Origin of the sequence: Escherichia sp. E4742, from assembly GCF_005843885.1 — a bacterium.
Taxonomy (GTDB): Bacteria; Pseudomonadota; Gammaproteobacteria; order Enterobacterales; family Enterobacteriaceae; genus Escherichia.
Genome location: NZ_CP040443.1, coordinates 655755 through 675337 on the forward strand (window position 1 = coordinate 655755; position 19583 = coordinate 675337).

A 19583-nucleotide genomic window follows, 5' to 3' on the forward strand; every position below is an offset into this window, starting at 1 on the left:
GCGATCGACAAAGTTAACAATGGCTGCGGACTGTCCCCTCGCCCCTCTGGGGAGAGGGTTAGGGTGAGGGGTAAACACGCTGCTAAACCCTCACCCCGGCCCTCTCCCTAAGGGAGAGGGAGAAAACCATCCCGCTTTCGCTTTTGAGAATTTGTTGACCGCCTCAATTAAACGCGTGACCCGACGCGGGAAATGTCGGGGCGCTCTCCCAAGTGACACACTTTCGAGAGGATTCAGGATGGGGCAATCATCGCAACCACATGAGTTAGGCGGCGGGCTGAAATCACGCCATGTCACCATGTTGTCTATTGCCGGTGTTATCGGCGCAAGTCTGTTTGTCGGTTCCAGCGTCGCCATCGCCGAAGCGGGCCCGGCGGTATTACTGGCCTATCTGTTCGCCGGATTACTGGTGGTTATGATCATGCGGATGCTGGCGGAAATGGCGGTTGCTACGCCCGACACCGGCTCCTTTTCCACCTATGCCGACAAGGCAATTGGCCGCTGGGCAGGGTATACCATCGGCTGGCTGTACTGGTGGTTTTGGGTACTGGTTATCCCACTGGAGGCTAACATCGCCGCTATGATCCTGCATTCATGGGTTCCCGGCATTCCCATCTGGTTATTTTCTCTGGTCATCACCCTCGCTTTAACCGGCAGTAATTTATTAAGCGTCAAAAACTACGGCGAATTTGAGTTCTGGCTGGCGCTGTGCAAAGTCATCGCCATCCTGGCCTTTATCGCGCTGGGCGCAGCAGCGATTAGTGGTTTCTACCCGTATGCCGACGTGAGCGGTATTTCAAGATTGTGGGATAGCGGTGGCTTTATGCCGAACGGCTTTGGCGCGGTATTAAGCGCGATGCTAATCACCATGTTCTCGTTTATGGGCGCGGAAATTGTCACCATCGCAGCAGCAGAATCTGACACGCCGGATAAACATATTGTACGCGCCACCAACTCGGTTATCTGGCGTATCTCTATTTTCTATTTGTGTTCAATTTTTGTCGTCGTGGCACTCATTCCGTGGAATATGCCAGGACTGAAAACTGTGGGTTCCTACCGTTCCGTGCTGGAGCTGCTGAATATTCCGCATGCCAAATTCATCATGGATTGCGTTATTTTGCTGTCGGTAACCAGCTGCCTGAACTCGGCGCTGTATACCGCGTCAAGAATGCTCTACTCCTTAAGCCGTCGCGGGGATGCGCCAGCGGTAATGGGTAAAATCAACCGCAGCAAAACCCCGTATGTGGCAGTATTACTCTCAACCGGCGCGGCGTTTTTAACGGTGGTAGTGAATTATTACGCGCCTGCGAAAGTGTTTAAATTCCTGATCGACAGCTCAGGCGCTATTGCCCTGCTGGTTTATTTAGTCATCGCCATTTCGCAGTTGCGGATGCGTAAAATCCTGCTGGCGGAAGGCGGCGAAATTCGCCTGCGCATGTGGCTTTATCCGTGGCTTACCTGGCTGGTGATTGGCTTTATTACCTTTGTGTTGGTGGTGATGTTATTCCGCCCGGCGCAACAGTTAGAAGTGATCTCCACCGGCTTATTAGCGATAGGGATTATCTGTACCGTGCCAATTATGGCTCGCTGGAAAAAGCTGATAATGTGGCAAAAAACACCCATTCATAATACGCGCTGATAATGATCAGGAGTCACACCATGACCATTACCTCTCTGGATGGCTATCGCTGGCTGAAGAACGATATTATTCGCGGCAATTTTCAGCCGGATGAAAAATTACGGATGAGTTTGCTGACATCGCGTTATGCACTTGGCGTCGGGCCGTTGCGGGAAGCGCTTTCGCAACTGGTGGCAGAACGACTGGTCACGGTGGTGAATCAAAAAGGGTATCGGGTGGCGTCTATGTCAGAGCAGGAGTTGCTCGATATTTTCGATGCCCGTGCCAATATGGAAGCGATGCTGGTAAGCCTGGCGATTGCCCGCGGTAGTGATGAGTGGGAGGCAGACGTTCTTGCGAAGGCGCATCTGCTCAGTAAGCTTGAGGCCTGTGACGCCAGTGAGAAAATGCTTGATGAGTGGGATCTGCGTCATCAGGCGTTTCATACTGCAATTGTGACAGGCTGTGGTTCTCACTATTTGCTGCAAATGCGTGAACGGTTGTTTGATCTGGCGGCGCGCTATCGCTTCATCTGGCTGCGGCGAACGGTACTTTCCGTGGAAATGCTGGAAGATAAACACAACCAACATCAAATTTTAACCGAAGCTGTGCTGGCGCGGGATGCCGCGCGCGCCAGTGAGTTAATGCGCCAGCATTTGCTGACGCCGATTCCCATTATCCAGCAGGCGATGGCGGACTAACCGCTATTACTCTGGAATACGCAACACTTGTCCCGGATAAATTTTATCCGGGCTTTTCAGCATCGGTTTATTCGCTTCGAAGATTTTATTGTACAGATTGGCGTTGCCATAGACCTGTTTGGAAATGGCGCTAAGAGTGTCGCCAGACTTAACGGTATAAAACTGGCTGGCAGTGGCTGGTGTCGCAGTTTTTACCTGATCGTCTACGCTGGCGATACCAGAAATATTCCCCACCGCAACAAGGATTTTTTCCTTCGCTTCCTGGCTCAAACCATCACCAGTCACCGTCGCTTTGCCATCGGTAATTTGGATATTTACTTTATCCGCATCTGGAATGCCGGTTTTGTTCAGATGCTCCTGCACCTTCTTCGCCTGATCGTCTTTATCATGCTGACCAGTAACTGTATCCCAGAGTTTTTCTCCGGCATCTTTCACAAAATTGAACAGACCCATAGTTACCTCGTTCGTTAACGGAAACACTCAGAAAGTGTAGCAGAGGAACGCGGCGCACTAACGCCGCGGAGTAAGCACAGAGTTAATCGCGGGTTTGCACCCAGAAAGCGTGAATTAAGCCAGGGATATACCCAAGCAGCGTCAACAAGATATTAATGATGAACGCCCAACCAAATCCTTTGCCCAGCAGCACGCCGAGCGGCGGCAAAATGATGGTGATGACGATTCTCCAGAAACCCATATGTACTCCCTATAAGAAAATTAACCATTGTTTAAAAAGAGATTTTATCTCCTAAGCGAAATAATTTTAGCGGAACCTGACAGTTTCAGCCTACACGTTTACCCTCATTTACGCTGCTGACGCTGGTATACGTTGAACTTTTAGTTTAGAATTTACTTAATTTAGAAAAAACTTAAATAACTATGACTGAACTCGCCCAACTACAGGCCAGCGCCGAACAGGCTGCGGCCTTACTGAAAGCAATGAGTCACCCCAAACGGTTGTTGATTCTGTGCATGCTTTGCGGATCACCAGGGACCAGCGCCGGAGAACTGGCTCGCATTACCGGACTTAGCGCCTCCGCCACGTCACAGCATCTGGCTCGCATGCGTGACGAGGGACTTATTGACAGCCAGCGGGACGCCCAACGCATTCTTTATTCCATTAAAAATGAGGCGGTAAATGCCATTATCGCCACACTGAAAAATATCTATTGTCCGTAAGGAGTGACGATGGCTTTGATAACAATTTCACCGCATGACGCGCAAGAATTAATCGCGCATGGTGCAAAGTTAATCGATATTCGTGATGCCGACGAATATCTTCGTGAACATATTCCAGCAGCCTCTCTGGCACCATTATCCGTGATAGAACAGTCTGGTCTTCCAGATAAATTACGTAGCGAACAAATTATATTCCACTGTCAGGCGGGTAAACGCACCCGTAATAACGCTGATAAATTAGCAGCGATTGCCGCCCCCGCAGAGGTCTTTTTACTGGAAGATGGGATCGATGGCTGGAAAAAAGCGGGATTGCAGGTAGCAGAAAATAAATCTCAACCGTTGCCATTAATGCGTCAGGTACAGATCGCCGCTGGCGGCTTAATATTAATCGGCGTCGTACTGGGTTATGCCATTAATAGCAGCTTCTTCTTATTAAGTGGATTTGTCGGCGCAGGATTAATGTTTGCAGGAATCAGCGGTTTTTGCGGGATGGCAAGGCTATTAGACAAGATGCCGTGGAATCAGCGAACTTGAGAAGCAACGCCGGATGCGCCATAGAGGCGGCATCCGGCGCCAGGGATTAGATCAGGAAATCGTCGAGAGATTTACCTTCTGCCAGCGCCTGAGCAATTGGCTTCGGCGTACGGCCCTGACCGGTCCAGGTTTTGGTTTCACCATTGAAGTCGGTGAATTTATATTTTGCTGGACGCGGTTCACGCTTTTTACCTGCACGCGGAGCAGCTGTGCCGTTAGCCAATAACTCTTCTGGGTTAATACCATCAGCTTTCATCAGCTCCAGCCAGGTGCTAATTTTTTCCTGGCGTTCTGCCAGTTCGCGCTGCTGCTGTTCTTCTTCTTCACGTCTTTCTTTAGTGACAACCCTGAATTTTTCGAGCATTTCTTCAAGAACGTCAATGGAGAATTCGCGAGCCATTGCACGAAGGGTGCGGATATTATTTAAGCTTTGTAACATTACAGACATAATAAAGAAAACCTTTTAACGCCAAAACAAAAAGTATTTCGCCGCGTAGTGTAAGCGATCACTTATTATATTTCCACAAAATTTAATATATTTACAATCGCGAAGGGATATTATTTCGCGCGTTATTTGCTGACGCATTAATGCTTATATGCAAATTATATAGCAGCCATTTAACTTACTTATTACAGCTACTGGTGAGTATTCCGGCGTACGATACAACCTCCTGACTAACAATGGAACACACAATCAGCATAAATATGCACACAAAAAGAATACATATTGGCCATGTCAACTTGAAACTTTGTGCTGCCATTACAGGCTTTACAACATAAAAGATACTGAATGAGGCCAGGCGCGCCCCTAAGCAGAATTCTCTACGCTTTTCTGCGTAAACACACCTTGTTCACTCAGCCCAAAAATATCAGAACTACGTCGTAACATAATGATTTAAAATAATATTATCTTTTAAGACATAAAAAAATCCAGAATGTACAATAAATGCGCCACTACGGAATATTTTATCTACAAAAGGCAAGGAAATAAAAATTTTTCACTAATTGATAAGTCATAGCCAGCGATATACGCTATGCAAAAGTGCAAGCGGTAATTTAAACCACTGCATTCACATTCATCCGATTTCGCGTTTATTAAGGAGCATGGGCATGTTCTCACCGCAGTCACGCTTGCGTCATGCAGTAGCAGATACGTTCGCGATGGTTGTTTACTGTTCTGTCGTGAACATGTTTATCGAAGTATTTCTCTCCGGAATGAGCTTCGAACAGTCCCTTTATTCCAGACTGGTAGCGATTCCGGTGAACATCTTAATTGCATGGCCATACGGTATGTACCGCGATCTATTTATGCGAATGGCACGCAAAGTTGGCTCGTCGGGCTGGGTAAAAAATCTTGCGGATATTCTGGCTTATGTGACGTTCCAGTCACCGGTATATATGGCAATCTTACTCGTCGTGGGCGCGGGTTGGCACCAGATTATGGCCGCGGTCAGTTCAAACATCGTCGTTTCGATGTTGATGGGTGCGGTCTATGGCTACTTCCTTGATTACTGCCGCCGCCTGTTCAAAGTCAGCAGTTACCAGCAGGTAAAAGCCTGACCCTTCTTTGTCGCGACTGGCAATGCCAGTCGCGTCTTTAATTGGCTTCGCCAAACAATCCATGTAAATAACGTTCAAGCGCCACACGCGAGCTGAAACCGTGTGGAATGCCGTAATGCTCGTGACGCTCACCCGCTAAATAGAGCGGGAACTGCTGGTAATGATCGCAAGTTTTAATATCGGAAGCCGGTTCTGCCAGTGTCGAACTACGTTCTTTTAACGTGGGATGAATTACCAGTGCGGTACGTCCCATTCGCGCTTCGCGATTAACATAGACATAATTTTCCCCACGGCGATAACCATAAGTTTTCTGGGTTACCACATCGACGGTAAAACCGACTTTCTCAAGTACGCGCGCCACCTCGTCTGGTCGTAAATACATATTTTATCCTCGTTATTATCTACCGCGGCCCTACCTTACCTGATTGCGCATTCACAACGCTTTCAGAAAAGTCCATAAAGCCACGATGAATCTCTGTTAAGAAAATTATGGTCTACACTGAAAATTACATTGAATCCTGATGGGAGATCATATGTTTAACAGACCGAACCGCAACGACGTCGATGATGGCGTGCAGGATATTCAGAATGATGTCAATCAATTAGCTGACAGCCTGGAATCTGTATTGACGTCCTGGGGCAGCGACGCCAAAGGGGAAGCCGAAGCCGCACGCAGTAAAGCTCAGGCTTTACTGAAAGAAACCAGGGCGCGGATGCATGGTCGAACTCGCGTCCAGCAAGCCGCGCGCGATGCTGTTGGCTGCGCAGACTCTTTTGTTCGTGAAAGACCCTGGTGTAGTGTGGGAACAGCTGCTGCGGTAGGTATTTTTATCGGCGCGTTGTTAAGCATGCGTAAATCGTAGCGAAACAATGTTGACATCCTCCACGTCCTGAAGGACGTGGATCCCTGCTACGTTCAGGCTGTCGCCTGAATCATTTCGGTGGGTACCTGCTTCAACGGGCGGCCTGACTGCTCCATCCCTCCACAGGCTACAACGGCGTGCCCCGCCGCTAAAATGTTACGAGCGCCATTTACATCGGCGTTCGCTGTATATCCACATGCCTGACACTCGAATTTACTTTGTGACGGGCGATTTTCTTTCGCTGTATGACCACAGCACGCGCAACGCTGGCTTGTGTACGCTGGCGGAACCGCAAGCACCTGACCGCCACGCCAGAGCTCTTTGTACTCAAGCTGGCGGCGCATTTCATACCAGCCCTGATCCAGTATCGAACGGTTTAAACCTGATTTTGCCCGGACATTGCGCCCCGGCTGGCTGACCGTACCCGCTGCTGACTTTGACATGTTGCTGACCTTCAAATCCTCAATGACTATCATTGCGTGGTTTTTGCTGATTGTCGTTGTGACTTTGTGAAGGTAGTCCCTGCGGACATTTGCGATACGGGAATGCAGACACTGTATTTTGCGTTTCTGCTTCTGCCAGTTGTTGCTGAATTTGACCTTGCGGCTTAACTGTCGCTGAAGTCTCGCCAGCTTTTTCTGGTTTTTCTGGAAACTGTTTACAGGCTCAAAGACTGTGCCATCTGACAGCGTTGCAAGTTTAGCCACGCCAGCATCCAGTCCGACCATTGATACTGAAGGGTGAACAGGAGTGGATACTTCACTTTCAGTCTGAATACTGATGTACCACTTACCGCAGGACTGGCTGACTGTGACATTTTTTACAACACCCGTGACCTGACGACTGTTCCGGTAGCGAATCCAGCCAAGTTTCGGCAGAAAAATACGGCTGTTTTCCTGATCGAGCTTAACGCCCTGCGGATAGCGGAATGCATCATTCTGTCCCCGCTTTTTGAATCGGGGAAAAGCAGCCCGATTCTGGAAGAAGTTTTTGTAAGCTCGCTCAAGGTCTTTCAGTGACTGTTGCAATGGCTGTGAGGGTGAATCTTTAAGCCATTGCGTTTCAGTGGCATTTTTCCACTCAACCAACCAGGAAGCCATTTTCGCGTAAGGGATGTATTTATTACCGGCCTCATGATTCTCATTCTGACGTGCCAGAGCACGATTGAAAACGAAACGACATGCGCCTGCGAAGCGCCTCATTTCACGCTCCTGTTGACCACCAGGTCTTAACTGGAATTTGAATGCTTGTAGTCGTTTCATAGGCCAAATCATACTTTGGCCTATGAAAAAAGAAACCGATATCTGGCGTGGAAGGCATTGTGTTTTCCTGAAGCATGTTCATTTGGTCTTTGTAACCAAATACCGACGTCAGATTTTTGACTATGACGCGACAGAAAAACTACGCACTTACTTTTCAAATGTATGTGCTGATTTTGAAGCTGAACTGGTTGAAATGGATGGCGAACCAGATCACGTCCATTTGTTAATTAACTATCCTCCCAAACTGGCGATATCCAGTCTGGTAAACAGCCTCAAAGGCGTATCGGGTAGGTTACTGCGACGAGAACGACCAGATATTGCAGTCAGGTATTACTACAAAGGCGTTTTGTGGAGTCCTGGCTATTTTGCCAGTAGCTGCGGAGGTGCGCCAATATCCGTCATCCGCCAATACATTGAACAACAGCAAACACCTGGTTAGGTGGAAAACCGCGCCTTATATTCCCGCCCTGATGGACGGGGTTTTACGGCGCACTGGATAATAAATACACGTCCCTGGCCCCGAAGCCTGCCTTCGGGGTTTTTAACTTAAGGCACTGCGTAATTGTTGTGCCACCTGCTGCGCCATACTTTCGCTAACGATATTGGTAAACGAGAGCAGCAATCCTCCTTCCCCATTTGAGCGGATACGCCAGTCGCTAAGTGCCTGCACCGCAAGGCCAGCAGCATTGGCTTTACGCGCGTGGGCAATATCATCGCCCACCATGCTGATAACCATCTGGATACCGCCTTTTTGCGGCACAACCTGAAATCCCTGCTGCGTCAACGCCTGCTCAATCCACTGCCGACGTTGAGCATAGTGCTGACGCATTTTCTTCAGATGCCGCCAGAAATGCCCCTCACGAATGAAATCTGCCAGTGTGTTCTGCCACAGTACGGGTACAGCACATGGCTCCAGTGACGCCTGTTGGCGGAATTGCGTAATCTGCTCCACCGGCACCACCAGCCACGCACAGCGCAGTGCCGGGAACAGCGATTTACTGAATGTTCCGGCATAAATCACCCGTTGTGGCGCGTCGAGACTTTTCAGCGCTGGTAACGGCTTACCGTGATAGCGAAACTCGCTGTCGTAATCATCTTCAATAATCCATGCCTGACTACGCTCTGCCCATTCCAGCATCTGGTGCCTGCGCGCTAAAGAGAGCGCCACACCCAGCGGGCTCTGGTGTGCCGGAGTAATCAGAGCAAAACGCGCATCAGGATAATTTTGTATTCCGCTTGTGACATACAGTCCGTTGCCATCAACCGGCACCGGTAAAATTTCCACACCGTGGCGAGTGACAATCGGGCGAATCAGTGGAAAGCCGGGATCTTCCATCCACATCCCGTTTCCCGGTTTCGCCAGCGCGTGCAGAATTAAAGCCATTGAGGCCGCATAACCATGAGTGATAAAGACCTGCTCTGGCTGACAATCAATCCCACGTGAAACGCGTAAGTAATCAACTATTGCCTCGCGCAACACCGCCTCACCGCAGACATCGCCTAATGCCAAATCAAAGCGTGTCTGGGTACGCAGACGGCGGCCCATCACCCGCGCCCACTGCTCTCGCGGAAAGAGATCGAGTGCGGGTAATCCCAATTGAAATGGCAGTGGCTGCTGGCTTTCACCAGCAAAAGCCACGACATCCACAGCAGATTGTTGCGGATGTATCTGCTCACTGACAAATGTGCCAGCCTGTCCCCGCCTGACCAGCCATCCTTGCGCCACCAGCTCAGCATACGCATTTTCGACAGTGGATCGAGAGACACCCAGTTCCTGCGACCAGGTACGACTCGAAGGTAGCCTTGCGCCAGGTTTCAGTTCCCCTTGCTCAATAGCCGTTTTTAACTGACGGGCGATATCCTGATAACGTGGCATATGGTCTGCTTTTTTACGTAATTTATGGCTCTCTTTAGCAGTCCATTATAGTGCTACATTGCGGGCGTTAATAAGAGGAGAAACTGTATGACTACATTACGTCAGCCTTACTACGAACTTAGCCCGGCAGTGTATAACGCACTGGTGCAGGCCAAAACGGCACTGGAAAATAGCGCGCTGGATACCACGCTGATGGAGTTAATTTATTTGCGCGTCTCGCAAATCAACGGCTGCGCATTTTGTCTGGAGATGCACAGCAAAGCATTACGCAAATCCGGTGTGCCACAGCACAAACTGGACGCCCTGGCAGGCTGGCGCGTAAGCCATCATTTTGACGATCGCGAGCGGGCGGCGCTGGCATGGGCGGAATCGGTAACCGATATTGCCCGAACTCATGCGGAAGACGAGGTTTATCAGCCTTTGCTTGAATATTTCAGTGCAGCAGAGATCAGCGACTTAACGTTTGCCATCGGGCTGATGAATTGTTTTAACCGTCTGGCCGTTTCCATGCGCATGTAACTTCTTGATGCCGGGTAATCACCCGGCTATAGAACAACAATCCCCCTACCCCGTCACGCTCATATCCAGGGTAACTCTGACCACTATTTGCTATATATTGTGTGGTTGAATCTTTTTTCAACTACATCTAGTATCTCTGTATCAACAGAGAGACAACCCGACGCGTATCATCGCGCCGTATCTTCATTTTAAACGGAAATACGAATCATGCGCATTACTATTTACACTCGTAACGATTGCGTTCAGTGCCACGCCACCAAACGGGCGATGGAAAACCGGGGCTTTGATTTTGAAATGATTAATGTCGATCGCATCCCTGAAGCGGCAGAAGCGTTGCGTGCTCAGGGCTTTCGTCAGTTGCCGGTTGTGATTGCAGGCGATCTTCGCTGGTCTGGTTTCCGCCCGGACATGATCAACCGTCTGCATCCATCGCCACGCACGGCCAGTGCATGAGCCAGCTCGTCTACTTTTCCAGCAGCTCCAAAAATACGCAGCGTTTTATCGAACGTTTAGGGCTGCCCGCGGTGCGCATCCCGCTCAATGAGCGGGAACGGATTCAGGTAGACGAGCCTTACATCCTGATCGTGCCCTCTTACGGCGGCGGCGGTACGGCTGGCGCGGTGCCTCGACAGGTAATTCGTTTTTTAAACGACGAGCATAACCGGGCGTTGCTGCGCGGCGTTATTGCTTCGGGTAATCGCAACTTTGGGGAGGCGTATGGCCGCGCCGGAGATGTGATAGCCCGGAAATGCGGCGTGCCGTGGCTGTACCGCTTTGAACTCATGGGTACGCAAAGCGATATCGAAAACGTTCGTAAAGGAGTAACCGAATTTTGGCAACGACAACCGCAGAACGCCTGACGCTGGAAACGATGGATTACCACGCGCTGAATGCGATGCTTAACCTTTACGATAGCGCAGGTCGCATTCAGTTCGATAAAGATCGCCAGGCCGTTGACGCCTTTATGGCGACGCATGTGCGTCCAAACAGTGTGACCTTCAGTAACCAGCAGCAGCGCCTGAACTGGCTGGTCAACGAAGGTTACTATGATGAAAGCGTTCTTAATCGCTACTCTCGCGATTTTGTCATTACGCTGTTTGCCCACGCGCACGCCAGCGGTTTTCGTTTTCAGACATTCCTCGGGGCATGGAAGTTTTACACCAGCTATACGTTGAAGACATTCGACGGTAAGCGTTATCTGGAAGATTTTGCCGATCGAGTCACGATGGTGGCGCTGACGCTGGCACAAGGCGATGAAACACTAGCGACGCAACTGACTGATGAGATGCTGTCAGGACGCTTTCAGCCTGCCACACCGACATTCCTCAACTGCGGTAAACAGCAGCGCGGCGAACTGGTTTCCTGTTTTTTACTGCGTATTGAAGACAATATGGAGTCGATTGGCCGGGCGGTAAATTCCGCACTGCAACTGTCGAAACGCGGCGGCGGCGTGGCATTTTTGCTGTCGAATCTGCGGGAAGCGGGCGCGCCAATTAAACGTATTGAAAATCAATCTTCTGGCGTAATTCCGGTGATGAAAATGCTGGAAGACGCATTTTCTTATGCCAACCAGCTCGGCGCTCGTCAGGGTGCTGGCGCAGTCTATTTACATGCCCATCATCCCGATATTCTGCGTTTTCTCGATACAAAACGGGAAAATGCCGACGAAAAAATCCGCATTAAAACGCTGTCGCTGGGCGTAGTGATCCCGGATATCACTTTCCATCTGGCAAAAGAGAATGCGCAGATGGCACTGTTTTCGCCCTATGATGTTGAGCGAGTTTATGGCAAACCGTTTGCCGATATCGCCATCAGTGAACACTATGCCGAACTGGTAGCCAATGAACGCATCCGTAAAAAATACATCAACGCCCGTGATTTCTTCCAGCGACTGGCGGAGATCCAGTTTGAGTCCGGCTATCCCTACATCATGTATGAAGACACGGTTAACCGTGCTAACCCTATCGCCGGGCGCATAAATATGAGTAATCTCTGCTCAGAGATTTTGCAGGTTAACAGCGCCTCAGAGTATGACGAGAATCTCGACTATGCCCGTACAGGCCATGATATTTCCTGCAATTTAGGTTCGTTGAATATTGCCCACACCATGGATTCCCCCGACTTTGCCCGCACAGTAGAGACCGCCGTACGCGGTTTAACAGCGGTGTCAGATATGAGTCATATCCGCAGCGTGCCGTCCATCGAAGCCGGAAATGCCGCCTCACACGCCATCGGACTGGGGCAGATGAATTTACACGGTTATCTGGCGCGGGAAGGCATCACCTATGGTTCGCCGGAAGCTCTGGATTTCACCAATCTCTATTTCTACACCATCACCTGGCACGCGCTGCGTACCTCAATGTTGCTGGCGCGCGAACGCGGTGAAACCTTCGCCGGGTTCAAACAGTCACGCTATGCCAACGGTGAATATTTTAGCCAATATTTGCAAGGTAACTGGCAGCCGAAAACGGCGAAAGTTGGCGAACTGTTTGCCCGCAGCGGAATTACGTTACCTACCCGTGAGATGTGGGCGCAGCTGCGCGACGACGTGATGCGCTACGGCATTTACAACCAGAATCTCCAGGCGGTGCCACCAACCGGTTCCATCTCTTACATCAACCATGCCACGTCGAGTATTCATCCGATTGTGGCGAAAGTAGAGATCCGCAAAGAGGGCAAAACCGGGCGCGTTTACTACCCTGCCCCGTTTATGACGAATGAGAATCTGGCGCTGTATCAGGACGCTTACGAAATTGGTGCGGAAAAGATTATCGACACCTACGCCGAAGCGACTCGCCATGTCGATCAGGGACTGTCGCTGACGCTGTTTTTCCCCGATACCGCCACCACTCGCGATATCAACAAAGCGCAGATTTACGCCTGGCGCAAAGGGATCAAAACGCTCTACTACATCCGCCTGCGTCAGATGGCGCTGGAAGGCACTGAAATTGAAGGCTGCGTCTCCTGCTCGCTCTAAGAGACTGAAAAATAATTGCAATATATTGAATTTGCATGATTTAGTCGGCCGGATAAGGCGTTCACGCCGCATCTGGCAGGAACAAAGCGCACATTGCCAAAAATCGGAGTCTGATGAGTCCGGCTTTAAGGAATATCTATGAAACTCTCACGTATCAGCGCCATCAACTGGAACAAGATAACAGACGATAAAGATCTGGAGGTGTGGAATCGCCTGACCAGCAATTTCTGGCTACCAGAAAAGGTGCCGCTGTCGAACGATGTTCCTGCGTGGCAAACATTAAGTGCCGTAGAACAACAACTGACGATGCGCGTTTTTACTGGCCTGACGCTGCTCGACACGCTGCAAAATGTTATCGGCGCGCCTTCGCTGATGCCCGATGCGCTCACGCCTCATGAAGAGGCGGTATTATCGAATATCAGCTTTATGGAAGCGGTTCATGCCCGCTCTTACAGTTCGATTTTCTCGACGCTGTGCCAGACAAAAGATGTCGATGCCGCCTACACCTGGAGTGAAGAAAACGCGCCGTTGCAGCGAAAAGCTCAGATTATTCAGCAACATTATCGCGGCGATAATCCGCTGAAAAAGAAAATCGCCAGTGTCTTTCTTGAATCATTTTTGTTCTATTCTGGCTTCTGGCTGCCGATGTATTTTTCCAGTCGCGGTAAGCTAACCAATACCGCCGATCTGATCCGTCTGATTATCCGCGATGAAGCAGTCCACGGTTATTACATCGGCTATAAATATCAGAAAAATCTGGAAAAGATCTCCCAGGCACGACGTGAAGAATTGAAGAGTTTCGCCTTCGATTTGTTGCTGGAACTTTATGACAACGAGTTGCAATACACCGATGAGCTGTACGCCGAAACCTCGTGGGCTGACGATGTAAAAGCGTTTCTCTGCTACAACGCCAATAAGGCGTTGATGAATCTGGGCTACGAACCGCTTTTCCCGGCAGAAATGGCAGAAGTGAATCCGGCAATCCTCGCCGCGCTTTCGCCGAATGCCGATGAAAATCACGACTTCTTTTCCGGCTCTGGCTCCTCTTATGTGATGGGAAAAGCGGTCGAAACAGAAGATGAAGACTGGAATTTCTGACGGGGTTATTTTTCAAAAATATCACTACCCGCAGCAGGGAAATAATTCCTGCCAAATAGCTTTATATCACGCAAATAATTTGTGGTGATCTACACTGACTCTCTGTTGCATTATTCGCCTGAAACTACAATATTCAGGCGTTTTTTCGCTATCTATAACAAAAAATATCAATTTTTCTCGATTTGCTCTCAGCCCTTATATCACGGGAAATTCCGGCAATTTGCTCGCATCAATATTCATGCCACATTTGCCATCAGGGGTTGCCTCAGATTCTCAGTATGTTAGGGTAGAAAAAAGTGACTATTTCCATTGGGTAATATATCGACATAAACAAATAACAGGAATCTTTCTATTGCATGGCAATTAAATTAGAAATTAAAAATCTTTATAAAATATTTGGCGAGCATCCACAGCGAGCGTTCAAATATATCGAACAAGGACTTTCAAAAGAACAAATTCTGGAAAAAACTGGGCTATCGCTTGGCGTAAAAGACGCCAGTCTGGCCATTGAAGAAGGCGAGATATTTGTCATCATGGGATTATCCGGCTCGGGTAAATCCACAATGGTACGCCTTCTCAATCGCCTGATTGAACCCACCCGCGGGCAAGTGCTGATTGATGGTGTGGATATTGCCAAAATATCCGACGCCGAACTCCGTGAGGTGCGCAGAAAAAAGATTGCGATGGTCTTCCAGTCCTTTGCCTTAATGCCGCATATGACCGTGCTGGACAATACTGCGTTCGGTATGGAATTGGCCGGAATTAATGCCGAAGAACGCCGGGAAAAAGCCATTGATGCACTGCGTCAGGTCGGGCTGGAAAATTATGCCCACAGCTACCCGGATGAACTCTCTGGCGGGATGCGTCAACGCGTCGGATTAGCCCGCGCGCTAGCGATTAATCCGGATATATTATTAATGGACGAAGCCTTCTCGGCGCTCGACCCATTAATTCGCACCGAGATGCAGGATGAGCTGGTAAAATTACAGGCGAAACATCAGCGCACCATTGTCTTTATTTCCCACGATCTCGATGAAGCCATGCGTATTGGCGACCGAATTGCCATTATGCAAAATGGCGAAGTGGTACAGGTCGGCACACCGGATGAAATTCTCAATAATCCAGCGAATGATTATGTCCGCACCTTCTTCCGTGGCGTCGATATTAGTCAGGTATTCAGTGCGAAAGATATTGCCCGCCGCAGCCCTAATGGCTTAATTCGTAAAACCCCTGGCTTCGGCCCGCGTTCGGCACTGAAATTATTGCAGGATGAAGATCGCGAATATGGCTACGTTATCGAACGCGGTAATAAGTTTGTCGGCGCAGTGTCTATCGATTCGCTTAAAACCGCGTTAACGCAGCAGCAAGGTCTTGATGCGGCGCTGATTGATGCGCCGTTAGCGGTCGATGCGCAAACGCCTCTTAGCGAGTTGCTCTCTCATGTCGGACAGGCACCCTGTGCGGTGCCCGTGGTCGACGAGGACCAACAGTATGTCGGCATCATTTCGAAAGGAATGCTGCTGCGCGCTTTAGATCGTGAGGGGGTAAATAATGGCTGATCAAAACAATCCGTGGGATACCACACCAGCGGCGGACAGTGCCGCACAATCCGCAGATGCCTGGGGTACACCGGCTGCTACGCCGACTGACGCTGGCGGCGCCGACTGGCTGACCAGCACGCCTGCGCCAAACGTTGAGCATTTTAACATTCTCGATCCGTTCCATAAGACGCTGATCCCACTCGACAGTTGGGTCACTGAAGGGATCGACTGGGTCGTTACCCATTTCCGTCCCGTCTTCCAGGGCGTGCGCGTTCCGGTCGATTACATCCTCAACGGTTTCCAGCAATTGCTGCTGGGTATGCCCGCGCCGGTGGCGATTATCGTTTTCGCTCTCATCGCCTGGCAAATTTCCGGGGTAGGAATGGGTGTTGCGACGCTGGTTTCGCTAATTGCCATCGGCGCAATCGGTGCCTGGTCGCAGGCAATGGTTACTCTGGCGCTGGTGTTAACCGCCCTGCTGTTCTGTATCGTCATCGGTTTGCCGTTGGGGATCTGGCTGGCGAGAAGTCCGCGAGCGGCGAAAATTATTCGTCCACTGCTTGATGCCATGCAGACCACGCCGGCGTTTGTCTATCTGGTGCCAATCGTCATGCTGTTTGGTATCGGCAACGTGCCGGGCGTGGTGGTGACCATCATCTTTGCTCTGCCGCCGATTATCCGCCTGACTATTCTGGGGATTAACCAGGTTCCGGCGGATCTGATTGAAGCCTCGCGCTCATTCGGTGCCAGCCCGCGCCAGATGCTGTTCAAAGTTCAGTTACCGCTGGCGATGCCGACCATTATGGCGGGCGTTAACCAGACGCTGATGCTGGCTCTTTCTATGGTGGTCATTGCCTCGATGATTGCCGTCGGCGGGCTTGGTCAGATGGTACTGCGCGGCATCGGTCGTCTGGACATGGGGCTTGCCACCGTCGGCGGCGTCGGGATTGTGATCCTCGCCATTATCCTCGACCGCCTGACGCAGGCCGTTGGGCGCGACTCACGCAGTCGCGGCAACCGTCGCTGGTACACCACTGGCCCTGTCGGTCTGCTGACCCGTCCATTCATTAAGTAACTCTGCACTTGCCCGGTGACGCCGGGCATATCACCCTGCCAAAAAAAGGAATAACAATGCGACATAGCGTACTTTTTGCGACAGCGTTTGCCACGCTTATCTCTACACAAACTTTTGCTGCCGATCTGCCGGGCAAAGGCATTACCGTTAACCCGGTTCAGAGCACCATCACTGAAGAAACCTTCCAGACGCTGCTGGTTAGTCGTGCGCTGGAAAAATTAGGTTATACCGTCAATAAACCCAGCGAAGTGGATTACAACGTTGGCTATACCTCGCTTGCATCTGGCGATGCGACCTTTACCGCCGTGAACTGGACGCCACTGCATGACAACATGTACGAAGCTGCCGGTGGCGATAAGAAATTTTATCGTGAAGGGGTATTTGTTAACGGCGCGGCACAAGGTTACCTGATCGATAAGAAAACTGCCGACCAGTACAAAATCACCAACATCGCGCAACTGAAAGATCCGAAGATCGCTAAACTGTTCGATACCAACGGCGATGGCAAAGCGGATTTAACCGGCTGTAACCCAGGCTGGGGCTGCGAAGGTGCCATCAACCACCAGCTTGCTGCGTATGAACTGACCAATACCGTGACGCATAATCAGGGGAACTATGCGGCGATGATGGCCGACACCATCAGTCGCTACAAAGAGGGTAAGCCGGTCTTTTACTACACCTGGACGCCGTACTGGGTGAGTAACGAACTGAAGCCGGGGAAAGATGTGGTCTGGTTGCAGGTGCCGTTCTCCGCCCTGCCGGGTGATAAAAACGCTGATACCAAACTGCCGAATGGCGCAAATTACGGCTTCCCGGTCAGCACCATGCATATCGTTGCCAACAAAGCCTGGGCCGAGAAAAACCCGGCAGCAGCGAAACTGTTTGCCATTATGCAGTTACCAGTGGCAGATATTAACGCCCAGAACGCCATTATGCATGACGGCAAAGCCTCAGAAGGCGATATTCAGGGCCACGTTGATGGCTGGATCAAAGCCCACCAGCAGCAATTCGATGGCTGGGTGAATGAGGCGCTGGCAGCGCAGAAGTAAATATTGATAACTGCGCAGATAATGCTCATGTGAGTAAAACAATTGCAGCGATGGTTTTAATCCGGCTGAAAATCGATGAGACGTTTTCTGAAGGCCGGGGCGACGCGCAGGGATGCGCGGCGAGGGCGCGTCTTACAGGGATGTTACCTCGCGCCCGTACCCGATAGCTGTAAGAAATAAGTCGAATGTACCGCGTAGCGGCGATTTTGTGCCAAAAGCCTGGGTCGCCAGGGTGGTGGCGACTGAGCCACCCTGGCACGTTCACCAGCAAAATAGTGACAAAGTAGCTATAGTCTGGAAGTGAACGTAACATTTGCCTTAGTGACATATTTCACCTTCAAATACCCTCTCCCCATTACCCGCACATTTCAACAAGCTATCTTTCATCCCATATTCATCAACATCCGCTATTATTGGTTTCCAGACTAATCATCACCTGATAAACAAAAATAATGACTAAACCCAATCATGAGCTTAGCCCGGCGCTGATCGTGCTAATGTCGATCGCCACCGGTCTGGCGGTCGCCAGCAATTATTACGCACAGCCATTGCTCGACACCATCGCGCGTAACTTTTCCCTTTCCGCCAGTTCGGCAGGCTTTATTGTTACAGCCGCGCAGTTGGGCTATGCCGCAGGTCTGCTGTTTCTTGTTCCCCTCGGTGATATGTTTGAACGCCGCCGCCTGATTGTCACCATGACCTTACTGGCAGCAGGCGGTATGTTGATTACCGCCAGCAGTCAGTCGCTGGCGATGATGATCCTCGGTACGGCATTAACCGGTTTATTCTCGGTCGTGGCACAAATTCTGGTTCCGCTGGCGGCGACGCTGGCTTCACCGGACAAACGCGGCAAGGTGGTTGGCACCATTATGAGTGGCCTGCTGCTGGGGATTTTGCTGGCGCGTACCGTTGCCGGGTTGCTGGCAAATCTCGGCGGCTGGCGCACCGTCTTTTGGGTCGCATCGGTGTTAATGGCACTGATGGCACTGGCGTTATGGCGCGGCCTGCCACAAATGAAATCTGAAACCCACCTCAACTACCCACAGTTGCTTGGTTCCGTTTTCAGGATGTTTATCAGCGATAAGATCCTGCGCACTCGCGCGTTGCTGGGCTGCCTGACCTTTGCCAACTTCAGCATTCTCTGGACATCAATGGCTTTTTTGCTCGCCGCGCCGCCTTTTAATTACAGCGATGGCGTAATTGGTCTGTTTGGGCTTGCGGGAGCTGCCGGGGCGTTGGGCGCTCGCCCGGCGGGCGGTTTTGCCGATAAGGGCAAATCGCATCTCACAACAACGTTTGGTCTGCTGCTGTTGTTACTTTCATGGTTGGCGATCTGGTTTGGACACGCTTCCGTACTGGCACTAATTATCGGCATTCTGATACTGGATCTCACCGTGCAGGGCGTGCATATCACCAATCAAACCGTGATTTATCGTATTCATCCTGATGCGCGTAATCGCCTGACCGCAGGTTACATGACCAGCTACTTTATTGGCGGTGCTGCTGGTTCGCTGATCTCGGCATCCGCCTGGCAACATGCCGGTTGGGCTGGCGTTTGCCTGGCAGGTGCGTCACTTGCCCTGTTGAATTTACTGGTCTGGTGGCGAGGTTTTCATCGTCAGGAAGTCGCAAATTAAGCAATCAGCAACCGTTTTCGTGGCTTTACACTTATAAGGGTGTTAAGAATCCCATCAGTCTGATAAGGTTAGGATATTCATCCAGACTATTAATAAT

Annotated in this window: 22 protein-coding genes; 16 read left to right on the forward strand and 6 right to left on the reverse strand. The window is 50.5% G+C overall.

Annotated elements, in window-relative coordinates; all coding sequences use genetic code 11:
* The first annotated feature begins 238 nt into the window (after positions 1–238).
* Together gabP and csiR are read left to right on the forward strand one after the other, a co-directional pair.
* On the forward strand, positions 239–1639 hold the full coding sequence (gabP, locus tag FEM44_RS03135) for a GABA permease (RefSeq protein WP_135521407.1): 1401 nt from the start codon (positions 239–241) through the stop codon (positions 1637–1639).
* A gap of 20 nt (positions 1640–1659) precedes the next feature.
* Entirely contained in the window at positions 1660–2319 is a 660-nt protein-coding gene (gene csiR / locus FEM44_RS03140; protein ID WP_135521405.1) for a DNA-binding transcriptional regulator CsiR, read from the forward strand.
* A 6-nt stretch (positions 2320–2325) separates the two neighbouring features.
* Here csiR and kbp read toward each other — a convergent pair whose 3' ends face one another.
* A complete protein-coding gene (gene kbp / locus FEM44_RS03145; protein ID WP_064529911.1) occupies positions 2326–2772 on the reverse strand; it encodes a potassium binding protein Kbp in 447 nt (148 codons plus the stop codon).
* 82 nt (positions 2773–2854) lie between these two features.
* Entirely contained in the window at positions 2855–3013 is a 159-nt protein-coding gene (locus FEM44_RS03150) for a YqaE/Pmp3 family membrane protein (RefSeq protein WP_000508177.1), read from the reverse strand.
* 182 nt (positions 3014–3195) lie between these two features.
* Between FEM44_RS03150 and FEM44_RS03155 the strand changes: the two genes are divergently transcribed.
* Together FEM44_RS03155 and FEM44_RS03160 are read left to right on the forward strand one after the other, a co-directional pair.
* Entirely contained in the window at positions 3196–3495 is a 300-nt protein-coding gene (locus FEM44_RS03155) for an ArsR/SmtB family transcription factor (RefSeq protein WP_130208087.1), read from the forward strand.
* Positions 3496–3504: 9 nt separating this feature from the next.
* Positions 3505–4029 carry a rhodanese family protein gene (locus FEM44_RS03160; RefSeq protein WP_135521402.1) on the forward strand — a complete coding sequence of 175 codons (525 nt, stop codon included), beginning with the start codon at positions 3505–3507 and terminating at the stop codon, positions 4027–4029.
* A gap of 46 nt (positions 4030–4075) precedes the next feature.
* Here FEM44_RS03160 and stpA read toward each other — a convergent pair whose 3' ends face one another.
* Positions 4076–4477 (reverse strand): DNA-binding protein StpA, encoded by a 402-nt coding sequence (gene stpA / locus FEM44_RS03165; RefSeq protein ID WP_064529914.1) that lies wholly within the window; start codon positions 4475–4477, stop codon positions 4076–4078.
* Positions 4478–5139: 662 nt separating this feature from the next.
* Here stpA and alaE point away from each other — a divergent pair.
* A complete protein-coding gene (alaE, locus tag FEM44_RS03170) occupies positions 5140–5589 on the forward strand; it encodes an L-alanine exporter AlaE (RefSeq protein WP_064529915.1) in 450 nt (149 codons plus the stop codon).
* A 37-nt stretch (positions 5590–5626) separates the two neighbouring features.
* On the opposite strand, the gene FEM44_RS03175 is transcribed toward alaE, so the two are convergent.
* Positions 5627–5971, reverse strand: a complete 345-nt coding sequence (locus tag FEM44_RS03175; protein WP_130221564.1) for a DUF2002 family protein — start codon at positions 5969–5971, stop codon at positions 5627–5629.
* A gap of 151 nt (positions 5972–6122) precedes the next feature.
* On the opposite strand from FEM44_RS03175, the gene FEM44_RS03180 reads away from it, so the two are divergent.
* Positions 6123–6452 (forward strand): DUF883 domain-containing protein, encoded by a 330-nt coding sequence (locus tag FEM44_RS03180; protein WP_135521399.1) that lies wholly within the window; start codon positions 6123–6125, stop codon positions 6450–6452.
* Positions 6453–6505: 53 nt separating this feature from the next.
* Here the strand turns inward: FEM44_RS03180 and FEM44_RS03185 are convergent, their stop codons facing one another.
* Positions 6506–7714, reverse strand: a complete 1209-nt coding sequence (locus FEM44_RS03185) for an RNA-guided endonuclease InsQ/TnpB family protein (protein ID WP_135521396.1) — start codon at positions 7712–7714, stop codon at positions 6506–6508.
* A 22-nt stretch (positions 7715–7736) separates the two neighbouring features.
* On the opposite strand from FEM44_RS03185, the gene tnpA reads away from it, so the two are divergent.
* On the forward strand, positions 7737–8153 hold the full coding sequence (tnpA, locus tag FEM44_RS03190) for an IS200/IS605 family transposase (protein WP_167850647.1): 417 nt from the start codon (positions 7737–7739) through the stop codon (positions 8151–8153).
* Between the two features lie 102 nt (positions 8154–8255).
* On the opposite strand, the gene pdxR is transcribed toward tnpA, so the two are convergent.
* Positions 8256–9590, reverse strand: a complete 1335-nt coding sequence (gene pdxR, locus FEM44_RS03195) for a MocR-like pyridoxine biosynthesis transcription factor PdxR (protein WP_135521394.1) — start codon at positions 9588–9590, stop codon at positions 8256–8258.
* A gap of 87 nt (positions 9591–9677) precedes the next feature.
* Here pdxR and FEM44_RS03200 point away from each other — a divergent pair, with 87 nt between their 5' ends.
* The 9 genes from FEM44_RS03200 (at position 9678) to FEM44_RS03240 (ending at position 19486) form a co-directional block, all read left to right on the forward strand.
* The gene (locus FEM44_RS03200; RefSeq protein ID WP_130208077.1) at positions 9678–10109 is read left to right on the forward strand and encodes a carboxymuconolactone decarboxylase family protein; all 432 of its coding nucleotides are present in this window, start codon (positions 9678–9680) and stop codon (positions 10107–10109) included.
* 207 nt (positions 10110–10316) lie between these two features.
* Positions 10317–10562 carry a glutaredoxin-like protein NrdH gene (gene nrdH / locus FEM44_RS03205; RefSeq protein WP_135521392.1) on the forward strand — a complete coding sequence of 82 codons (246 nt, stop codon included), beginning with the start codon at positions 10317–10319 and terminating at the stop codon, positions 10560–10562.
* Positions 10559–10969: a class Ib ribonucleoside-diphosphate reductase assembly flavoprotein NrdI gene (nrdI, locus tag FEM44_RS03210; RefSeq protein WP_135521389.1), complete on the forward strand. Its 411-nt coding sequence runs from the start codon at positions 10559–10561 to the stop codon at positions 10967–10969. The genes nrdH and nrdI overlap by 4 nt, the downstream gene beginning before the upstream one ends.
* Entirely contained in the window at positions 10942–13086 is a 2145-nt protein-coding gene (gene nrdE / locus FEM44_RS03215; RefSeq protein ID WP_135521386.1) for a class 1b ribonucleoside-diphosphate reductase subunit alpha, read from the forward strand. The genes nrdI and nrdE overlap by 28 nt, the downstream gene beginning before the upstream one ends.
* A gap of 138 nt (positions 13087–13224) precedes the next feature.
* Positions 13225–14184 carry a class 1b ribonucleoside-diphosphate reductase subunit beta gene (gene nrdF / locus FEM44_RS03220; protein WP_135521383.1) on the forward strand — a complete coding sequence of 320 codons (960 nt, stop codon included), beginning with the start codon at positions 13225–13227 and terminating at the stop codon, positions 14182–14184.
* A gap of 356 nt (positions 14185–14540) precedes the next feature.
* The gene (gene proV, locus FEM44_RS03225) at positions 14541–15743 is read left to right on the forward strand and encodes a glycine betaine/L-proline ABC transporter ATP-binding protein ProV (RefSeq protein ID WP_130221558.1); all 1203 of its coding nucleotides are present in this window, start codon (positions 14541–14543) and stop codon (positions 15741–15743) included.
* On the forward strand, positions 15736–16800 hold the full coding sequence (gene proW, locus FEM44_RS03230) for a glycine betaine/L-proline ABC transporter permease ProW (RefSeq protein WP_135521380.1): 1065 nt from the start codon (positions 15736–15738) through the stop codon (positions 16798–16800). The genes proV and proW overlap by 8 nt, the downstream gene beginning before the upstream one ends.
* Positions 16801–16856: 56 nt before the next feature.
* On the forward strand, positions 16857–17849 hold the full coding sequence (gene proX, locus FEM44_RS03235) for a glycine betaine/L-proline ABC transporter substrate-binding protein ProX (RefSeq protein WP_001216525.1): 993 nt from the start codon (positions 16857–16859) through the stop codon (positions 17847–17849).
* Between the two features lie 452 nt (positions 17850–18301).
* Positions 18302–19486 (forward strand): MFS transporter, encoded by a 1185-nt coding sequence (locus tag FEM44_RS03240; protein WP_135521377.1) that lies wholly within the window; start codon positions 18302–18304, stop codon positions 19484–19486.
* Positions 19487–19583 lie beyond the last annotated feature (97 nt).